This window comes from Nocardia sp. NPDC051321 (assembly GCF_044455225.1).
GTDB lineage: Bacteria > Actinomycetota > Actinomycetes > Mycobacteriales > Mycobacteriaceae > Nocardia.
Genome location: NZ_JBITEM010000003.1, coordinates 475,408 through 482,493 on the forward strand (window position 1 = coordinate 475,408; position 7,086 = coordinate 482,493).

The following is a 7,086-nucleotide window of genomic DNA, read 5'->3' on the forward strand; positions in this document are numbered from 1 at the left end:
ACCTTCAGTAAGGTGGATTCGTTCACCTGCGGGGACGGGTGTCAGGCCGGACGGGAGAACTGAACTACACATGAGCGACGAGCGGCAAATCCTCACCCCCGGCGAAACCTGCTGGCAGATCGCCGGCGCCGACCGGCTGGCGTGCATTGTGGACGCGGCGGACTATTTCCGCCACGCCAAGTCCGCGATGTTGCAGGCTCGCAAACGCATCGTGCTGATCGGCTGGGACTTCGATACCCGGATCAAGTTCGAACCGCAGGACAAGACCCTCGACGGGCCCAACCGGCTGGGTAAGTTCCTGTCCTGGCTGCCGAAACAGCGGCCGGATCTCGACATCTACCTGTTGAAATGGAATGTCGGCGCGTTCGCGGCGATCAGCCGTGGCATGACACCGATCTTCATCGCCAATTGGCTGACCGATCGACGGTTGCATTTCGAAATGGATGGCGCGCACCCGTTCGGTTCGGCGCACCATCAGAAGATCGTGGTGATCGACGACGCGCTCGCGTTCTGCGGTGGCATCGACATGACCGTCGACCGCTGGGACACCAGCGACCATCGCGACGACAACCACTACCGCACCGAGCCGAACGGCAACCGGTACGGACCGTGGCACGACGCGACCACGGCCGTCGACGGCGACGCGGCGAAGGCGATCGGCGAATTGGCAAGGGCCCGATGGAAAGCGGCGACGGGACAACAATTGGCCCCGGTCGACGAGATCGCCGGGGACACACCGTGGCCAGAGGGGCTGGCACCGACGATGCGGTCGGTAAACGTCGGTATCGCGCGGACCTTCCCCCAACTCGCCGACCGCACCGAAGTCCGGGAGGTCGAGGCGCTGTATCTCGCGGCGATCGCGGGCGCCAAGCGGTCGTTGTATATCGAGAGCCAATATCTGGCCTCGCGCACCCTCGCCGAGGCGATCGCCGCGCGCCTGCGCGAACCGAACGGCCCGGAGATCGTGCTGGTGCTGCCTCGGCATGCCGACGGGTGGCTCGAGCAACAGGCGATGGACGGGGCCCGTCGTCGCCTACTGCATCTGTTGTGGCAGGCCGACACCGAGAACCGGTTCGCCGTCTACTATCCCGTCACCGCGGCCGGTGCGCCGATCTACGTGCACGCCAAGGTCCTGGTGATGGACGATCGGCTGCTGCGCGTCGGCTCGTCGAACCTCAACAACCGTTCGATGGGCTTCGACACCGAATGCGATCTGGCCGTGGAGGTTACGCCCGCCACCGCGAATGGTGATCTGCTGCGGGAAACCATTCTCGACATCCGGCGCCAGCTGATCTGTGAGCATCTCGATGCCGAATCCGCGACGTTCGACGCCACCCTCGCCGAGACCTCCTCATTGCTGCGCACGGTCGAGACCTTGCGCGGCAACGGCCGAACCCTCATGCGGTTCGAGCCGGGGACCGTCGAGAACGAGGACAGCCCGCTCGCGGAGAACGAACTGATGGATCCCGAACACGCCCCACCGAGCCTGTGGGACAACGCATTACTGAGCCGGGGCATCCGCAGATTGAAGGCCACCGGAATGCGCTGATGGGCGGGCCCGTTGCCGGGCCCGCCCGGAGGAAGAGCGCTGCGGTTTTCGATAGCTTTCCAGGAGTCCGATCAGGCGTTGATCGCCTGCCGCCGATCGGTGTGTTCGATCTCGATCTTGCGCGGCTTGGCCTTCTCCGCGACCGGGATGGCAAGGCGCAGTACACCATCGGTGTAATCGGCGCGAATATGGTCGGTATCGAGGCCCTCACCGAGGAACAGCTGGCGGCTGAACACCCCACGCGAGCGTTCCGCGGCGATCATCGACCGCCCCGAATCCAGCTCTGGGCGTGCCGCTTTCACGGTCACCACGTTGCGCTCGATGTCCAGATCCAGCGATTGCGGGTCGATCCCCGGCAGGTCGAACTCCACCAGGAACTCATCGCCCTCGCGCCAGGCGTCCATCGGCATCACCGCGGGACGAGCCGCCGTGCCGAACACCTGCTGCGTGAGACGGTCCAGATCACGGAACGGATCGGTACGCATCAGCATGGTCGCCACCTCCACACACTCCATTCTTCATCGAGTCAGATAATCTATGCCAACTGGCACATATTTGTTTTAGTACTCTCACCATGCGAGTGCAAGTATCTGAAACAGAAAACCTGATGAGGATGCATAGATGAGGGCCGATGCTACCTGAGTCAGCGACCGATGCCCTCCGCTCGGTGGACATCGGCCCAGGCCCGTGCGGTCAGGTGGTGATGGTGGCCATGGTGTCGAGACCGTAGTTTCGTGCGTAACCGTTCTCGGTCCCGACCAGCAGGTCGACGATCTCGAAATAGCGGTCCCAGAACGGGGTTTCGCGCAATGCCTCGATAAGGAGCTGGTAGGCCTGATGGTCGTCGGCTTCCCATACCCAGACGTCGGTGACGCGGGCGGAGTAGAACTCGGTGTCGTAGAAGCGGGACCGGACGCCGGTGGTCTTGGCCTCGATGGCGGGCAGCACCTGGGTGGTGAAGGCGTCCACCCGTTCTTGGATGGTCAGCGCGAGCCACTCGGGCGTGGTCTTGACGAGGATGAACGCCGTGACCGGCGGTTCGGTTGTTGCAGCGGGCATCAGGAGTGCCTCCAACGGTGTAGGTGGTTTTGGGGATTCAGCCGCGAACAGCGGGCGCGAGGGTCTCGGCGCACCACTGCTCGAAGCTGGTGGGGGAAGCGGTGTCCGGGGTGCGGACGACTCCGGCGTCGAGGCCGTCGTCCTTGGCCCGCTTCATGTCGACTACAGCCTGGGCGAACTCCTCGTTGAGGCCATAGCCGACGAGGGTGGCGCGCAGTTCCTCGAACGGCTGGCGTGCATAGCGGACGGGACGGCCGAGTTGTTCGGTCATGATGCGCGCCAGGTCATTCGGCGACAGGTCTTGCGGTCCGAGGACGGGAACGCTGTCGAAGCCGGTCCACGACCGGTCCAGCAGCAGGCCGGCGGCGACCGCCGCGATGTCGGCGACAGCGACGAGCGGCGCTTTACGGTCGGCGTCGACGACATCGACGAACACGCCTTCGTCGCGGATCGAGTCGGCGTCCTCCAGGAAGTTCTCGAAGAAGGACGGGTTGGCCAACGCCCGGTAAGCGACGCCGGTGTCGGCGATGAGGTCGTCCATGGCGAGGGTGGCGGTGACCAGGCCGGCCCGGTCGGCGACCGGGGTGCCGCGGCCGAGCGCGGACACCCCGACGACATGTCCGACGCCGTGCGCGGCGAAGGCCTTCGCGGCCGGGCCGGTGAAACCGCTGTAGCCGGCGTGCGGGGTCAGGGAGGCGTCCGGGGGGACGAGCCAGAAGACGGCGTCCGCGCCCTCGAAGGCGCGATCGAGGACGTCGGCGTCACCGTGTGAGCCGGTGATCACGTCGACGCGGTCGCGCGCCGCGGCCGGGAGCCGCGCGGGATCACGCACGATCACCCGCAGGTCCTCGGCCGCGGACTCCAGGAGCGTGGCGAGCAGGGAACGGCCGATGTTCCCGGTCGGAGCAGTAATAACGATCATGAAAGCCTCGCAGTCGTAGTGAATCGGTACACCCGTCATCCTGCGAAGAATCCAGCATTGCCACAATGGGAACTTCGGCACTGAATTATTGACTGAAATGGAATGATGCTGGTGAACAGCCCGAAACCGGTGATCGACGCCAATCTCGCCCTCGCGCTGGACGCCCTGCTGGCCGAGCACAGCGTCACCCGCGCCGCCGAGCGCCTGCACACTTCGCCCGCCGCGATGAGCCGCACCCTCGCCCGCCTGCGCCGCATCCTGCAAGACCCGCTGCTGGTCCGGGCCGGGCAGACGATGGTGCCCACGCCGCGCGCCGAGGCGCTGCGCGACGAAGCGGCCGCGGTGGTCCGCAGCCTCGGCGCGCTGCTCAGTCCCGGCACCGGCGTCGACCCCGCCGAGCTGAACAGCACCTTTACCCTCGAGGCCGCCGACCTGGTCGGCGCGGCACTGGTCCCTCGACTGCTGCAACTGGCCCAGCAGGAGGCGCCGGGTGTCGCGTTCCGGCTGCGCGCTGAAGAGCTGGAGGCCGGATCGGCACTCCGCGACGGCCGAATCGATTTAGAGGTCGGATCCATCGACCATGTAGATCCGGAAACCCGAGTCGAAGAACTGGCCGATCTGCGCATGGTGGCGGCCGTCCGGCGCGGCCACCCACTGACCGAACAAGCCTTGACCCCAGCCCGATTCGCGGCCGCCAAGCACGTCGCGGTCAGCCGCCGTGGCCGGTTCACCGGCCCGCTCGACACCGCACTGGCCGAGCACAACCTGCGACGACGGGTCAGCATCGTGCTGCCAAGCCACCTGGCCGCCATGACCCTCGCCGCCCGCAGCGACTTCGTCTGCCTCGTCCCCGCCGCGCTCCCCGGCGCCGCCCCGTCGCCCCTCACCGACGACGCGACCGCCCTCGGACTGCACCTCCTCGACATCCCCCTGGCACTACCAACGTTGACCATGAGCATGGCCTGGCACCCCCGGCACACCGCCGACGGCGCCCACCACTGGCTCCGCAACGCAGTCCGCCGGGCACTGAGCACGCCGAAGAGTCCGAACACGTTATCCGACTGAGGTTTCCGCAGCAACGAGCACAACGCCACTGCCAACTCGCTCAGATCACCGACACCGCAAGAGTTCCGGATCGAGGCAGCAGCGGCGGGTGATGAGGGCGGCCGCACCATGGATGGCAGCGCCGCTGCCCAGGGCGGAGGCGGTGAGCTGGATCGGGCGGCGGGCGGCGGCAAGCACGCCGATGCCGAGCGCGTTACGCACACCGGGTGCGATGCTGTCGTACAACGCGGCGTAGCTGCCGCCGAGGACAACCGCCGGGACGTCGCAGAGGTTGACCAGGGCGGCGAGGGCCGCGCCGAGGGCAGCGCCCGCGCGCTCGACGGCGGTACGGGCACGGACGTTCCCGTGGTCGAGTGCGCGCAGGAGCGCGTCCAGGTCGCGCACGCCCGCGGCCCGCAGAATGGCGACGAGTCCGGCGTATTGCTCGACGCATCCGTGATTGCCGCAGGGGCAGGCGCGACCGGCGCGCTCGATGGCGACATGCCCGAGTTCGCCGGCGAATCCGCTCCGGCCGCGAAACATCGCCGCGCCGATCACGATTCCGGCGCCGATGCCGACATCGCCGGAGACATAGACGAAGTCGTCGCCGACCAACCGGTGCGGCCACACATGGGCGAGGGCGGCGAGGTTGGCTTCGTTGTCCACCGCCACCTCCGACGCCGGTAGCCCGAGCTCGGCAGCGAGCTGATCTCCTAACCGGATTCCGTTGAGGCCTGGCACATTTGGTGCATGCACGACCATCCCGTCCTGCACGATGCCAGGCACCGCGAGCCCGATTCCGAGCGTGCCCCTGCCGCATTCGATGGTCGCGGCGCGAACCAGACCGGCCAGCCTCGTCACGATGTCGCCCGCGGCAGCACCGCGGTTGTCCACCTCGATGCGCCGTTCGAATTCGGTCGAGCCGTCCAGCCGCCGCACCGCAACGGCCAGATGACCGACGTTGACTTCCGCACCGATCGCAACGGGCCCGGCAGCGGCAAAGTGTAGTGGCCGGGAGGGTCGGCCACGCCCACTGTTGAGCACGGCGCCCTCGGCGAGGATTTGTTGCCGCAGTAGCGGTTCCACGAGGCTGGCGATGGTGGCCTTGGTGAGGCCGGTGCGCTTGGCGAGCTCGGTCCGCGACGCCGGGCCGTCCAGCATGGCGACCAGCAACGCCTGGAGATTCCCGGTCCGAACCTGTCGCAGGTGCACGGGGCCGGGCGACCGCGCAGCGATCAGCTCCATCCGGTCACCGTGCGCCGAGCAGATGTTCGAGCGCCAGCTGATTCAGCCGGACGAAGCCGTATCCGCGCTCGCCCGCGCGGTCGGCGTCGAAGGTCGCCGACTCGGCATCGGACAGGAGTTCGGCGTAGGTCTCGCCCGCCGCCAGTGTCGGCGTGCCCAGCTCATCGACACCTGCGCTCGCCAGTGCCGCGCGCACCTCGGGATCCGCGCGGAAGGCGCGGGCCCGCTCGCGCAACAGCAGATAGGTCCGCATGTTAGCGGCGGCCGAATCCCACACTCCGGCAATATCTTCGGTCCGCGACGGCTTGTAGTCGAAATGCCGCGGCCCATCATAGGCGGGCGTGCCGTCCTGGCCGCCGTTCTCCAGCAGGTCGACCAGGGCGAAGGCGTTCATCAGGTCGCCGTGTCCGAAGACCAGGTCCTGGTCGTATTTGATGCCGCGCTGGCCGTTGAGGTCGAGATGGAACAGTTTGCCGTGCCACAGCGCTTGCGCGATGCCGTGCGCGAAGTTCAATCCGGCCATCTGTTCATGCCCCACTTCGGGATTGACCCCGACCATGTCCGAGTCCGCGAGGGTGGTGATGAACGCCAGCGCATGCCCGACGGTCGGCAACAGGATGTCACCACGCGGTTCGTTGGGCTTGGGCTCGATCGCGAACCGCAGATCATATCCGCGGTCGCGCACGAATCCGGTGAGCACGTCCAGACTTTCGCGGTAGCGGTCCAAGGCCGCGCGCACATCCTTGGCGCTGTCGTACTCCGCGCCCTCGCGTCCGCCCCACAGGACATAGGTCCGCGCGCCCAATTCCGCCGCCAGCTCCACGTTCCGCAGCACCTTGCGCATCGCGAAGCGGCGCACGTCCCGATCGTTGCTGGTGAACCCGCCGTCTTTGAACACCGGATGGGTGAACAGATTGGTGGTCATCATCGGCACCACCAGCCCGGTCTCGTCCAGCGCGGCCCGCAGTCGCTCGATGCGGCGCTCTCGTTCGGCGGCGGGCGCGCCGAACGGGATCAGATCGTCATCGTGGAAGCTGAGGCCGTATGCCCCGAGCTCCGCGAGCCGACGCACCGCCTCGACCGCGTCCAGTTCCGGCCGCGTGGCATCGCCGAACGGATCTCTCCCTCGCCACCCCACTGTCCACAATCCGAATGAGAACTTGTCTGCGGGAGTCGGCGCGACCATATCGATCCTCGAGTTAATTCAGGCTTTGAACTAAATGCCTGCAAGCGTACTCGCCGCCCGCTGCGCAGCAGGCCGAAACGA

Annotated in this window: 7 protein-coding genes; 2 read left to right on the forward strand and 5 right to left on the reverse strand. The window is 67.0% G+C overall.

Features of this window, described 5'->3' with window-relative positions; genetic code table 11:
- Positions 1 to 70: 70 nt before the first annotated feature.
- Positions 71 to 1,549, forward strand: coding sequence for a phospholipase D-like domain-containing protein (locus ACIA8C_RS09185; protein ID WP_397132610.1), 1,479 nt, complete (start codon positions 71 to 73; stop codon positions 1,547 to 1,549).
- Between the two features lie 71 nt (positions 1,550 to 1,620).
- On the opposite strand, the gene ACIA8C_RS09190 is transcribed toward ACIA8C_RS09185, so the two are convergent.
- The 3 genes from ACIA8C_RS09190 to ACIA8C_RS09200 form a co-directional block, all read right to left on the reverse strand.
- Positions 1,621 to 2,040: an Hsp20/alpha crystallin family protein gene (locus ACIA8C_RS09190; protein WP_397132612.1), complete on the reverse strand. Its 420-nt coding sequence runs from the start codon at positions 2,038 to 2,040 to the stop codon at positions 1,621 to 1,623.
- 202 nt (positions 2,041 to 2,242) lie between these two features.
- Positions 2,243 to 2,608 (reverse strand): darcynin family protein, encoded by a 366-nt coding sequence (locus tag ACIA8C_RS09195; protein ID WP_397132614.1) that lies wholly within the window; start codon positions 2,606 to 2,608, stop codon positions 2,243 to 2,245.
- A 37-nt stretch (positions 2,609 to 2,645) separates the two neighbouring features.
- On the reverse strand, positions 2,646 to 3,569 hold the full coding sequence (locus tag ACIA8C_RS09200) for an NAD(P)H-binding protein (RefSeq protein ID WP_397132616.1): 924 nt from the start codon (positions 3,567 to 3,569) through the stop codon (positions 2,646 to 2,648).
- 72 nt (positions 3,570 to 3,641) lie between these two features.
- Between ACIA8C_RS09200 and ACIA8C_RS09205 the strand changes: the two genes are divergently transcribed.
- Positions 3,642 to 4,595 carry a LysR family transcriptional regulator gene (locus ACIA8C_RS09205; protein ID WP_397132618.1) on the forward strand — a complete coding sequence of 318 codons (954 nt, stop codon included), beginning with the start codon at positions 3,642 to 3,644 and terminating at the stop codon, positions 4,593 to 4,595.
- A gap of 45 nt (positions 4,596 to 4,640) precedes the next feature.
- Here the strand turns inward: ACIA8C_RS09205 and ACIA8C_RS09210 are convergent, their stop codons facing one another.
- Both ACIA8C_RS09210 and xylA read right to left on the reverse strand, forming a co-directional pair.
- Entirely contained in the window at positions 4,641 to 5,819 is a 1,179-nt protein-coding gene (locus ACIA8C_RS09210; protein WP_397132620.1) for an ROK family protein, read from the reverse strand.
- 4 nt (positions 5,820 to 5,823) lie between these two features.
- The gene (gene xylA / locus ACIA8C_RS09215; RefSeq protein WP_397132622.1) at positions 5,824 to 7,005 is read right to left on the reverse strand and encodes a xylose isomerase; all 1,182 of its coding nucleotides are present in this window, start codon (positions 7,003 to 7,005) and stop codon (positions 5,824 to 5,826) included.
- Positions 7,006 to 7,086: the final 81 nt, after the last annotated feature.

Excerpts from the sequence above, each read along its gene's own strand:
- ACIA8C_RS09185 (WP_397132610.1), top strand. The coding sequence starts at position 71 with ATGAGCGACGAGCGGCAAATCCTCACCCCCGGCGAAACCTGCTGGCAG.
- ACIA8C_RS09190 (WP_397132612.1), bottom strand. The coding sequence starts at position 2,040 with ATGCTGATGCGTACCGATCCGTTCCGTGATCTGGACCGTCTCACGCAG.
- ACIA8C_RS09195 (WP_397132614.1), bottom strand. The coding sequence starts at position 2,608 with ATGCCCGCTGCAACAACCGAACCGCCGGTCACGGCGTTCATCCTCGTC.
- ACIA8C_RS09200 (WP_397132616.1), bottom strand. The coding sequence starts at position 3,569 with ATGACGGGTGTACCGATTCACTACGACTGCGAGGCTTTCATGATCGTT.
- ACIA8C_RS09210 (WP_397132620.1), bottom strand. The coding sequence starts at position 5,819 with ATGGAGCTGATCGCTGCGCGGTCGCCCGGCCCCGTGCACCTGCGACAG.
- xylA (WP_397132622.1), bottom strand. The coding sequence starts at position 7,005 with ATGGTCGCGCCGACTCCCGCAGACAAGTTCTCATTCGGATTGTGGACA.